Raw genomic sequence first — 1,005 nt, 5'->3', positions numbered from 1 at the left:
TCTTTCCCGGCGCTCTGACCATTCCAGCGTGAGATCGGCATTCTTCACGGACGACAAACTGAGGCCGTCGTGAACGAGACAAGCCCATTTATGCCCTGATCGAAGAGCGCCAATAGGCGGTTTCTTTGAGATACCCTTTTTTAGTGCACCCGCCACGTGTAAGGAATCCCGGTCGATCGCCCGCCGCACTTGAAAGTCTTCATGCGCATGAAAGAATAGCCATCGCGGACCTGCCGCATGGCTTCGACGACCTGTCGATCACCAGCTGGAAGTCGCCGACGCGCTGAGGACGACCAGCTCCGAAAACTTTGTTAGCAGTCGATGCTGGGGGAAGCGCATGCCACGCCCTTCCTCGCGCTTGGCACGGATCCCATAGACGATCTCATAGCCCTGATCCCAGAGCTCGACAAATTGTGGCAGAAGCTCTGGCGGATCCTGCAGGCCGGCCAGAAGAAACAGGAAGACAGCATCGCCCGAACTGCCCATCAAGCATTGTATGTGTTTCGCATCGGGCCGAAATTGCCGGCGTTGAGGATATGATGCGCCAATCCTGGGCGACGATCTCGCGCAGAATGGTGAGCGACGGATTGTCGCAAAAGATATGCTCGCGCTGGCATGCCTTGAAGGTATTTCGAACTGCATCGTAGGCATACCTGATGCTCTACTCTTCATTGAAATACGGCGTCACGATCGAAATCGTCTTCATCCGGGCTTGCCAAAGCGATTGATCGCCCAAGAAAGCAGAGCGAGAAAGGGAGGGCGGGGCTGCCCGGCAACTGGCGAGATTGTTAATTCGTCCAGCAGTGGGATATTGACGAGCCAGACGGCTGCGCAGCCAGCCACAAAGGGCAGGAGTGCGGAAAGCCACACCGACCAGCACAAATTTGACAAAAGTGACCGCTGTGCGCTCGCCCTTGTAGCCAATGGCAGTCTTCTGCCCGAATGGTCACTTGCCATGGCCGGCTCTCGCGCAGCCCGCAGCCGCCTCCAGGACAGGCAATACGA

At 57.0% G+C, this 1,005-nt stretch carries 1 protein-coding gene; it reads left to right on the top strand.

The genetic code is table 11. From position 1 onward, the window contains the following. Window positions 1–321 precede the first annotated feature (321 nt). A complete protein-coding gene (locus CQ13_RS43090) occupies window positions 322–540 on the top strand; it encodes a hypothetical protein (RefSeq protein ID WP_156433725.1) in 219 nt (72 codons plus the stop codon). Window positions 541–1,005 lie beyond the last annotated feature (465 nt).

Origin of the sequence: Bradyrhizobium retamae (genome assembly GCF_001440415.1) — a bacterium.
Lineage (GTDB): Bacteria > Pseudomonadota > Alphaproteobacteria > Rhizobiales > Xanthobacteraceae > Bradyrhizobium > Bradyrhizobium retamae.
This window is presented reverse-complemented; position numbering and strand designations above follow the sequence as displayed.

Coding starts and splice junctions, on each gene's coding strand:
- CQ13_RS43090 (WP_156433725.1), top strand. CDS start 322: ATGCTGGGGGAAGCGCATGCCACGCCCTTCCTCGCGCTTGGCACGGAT.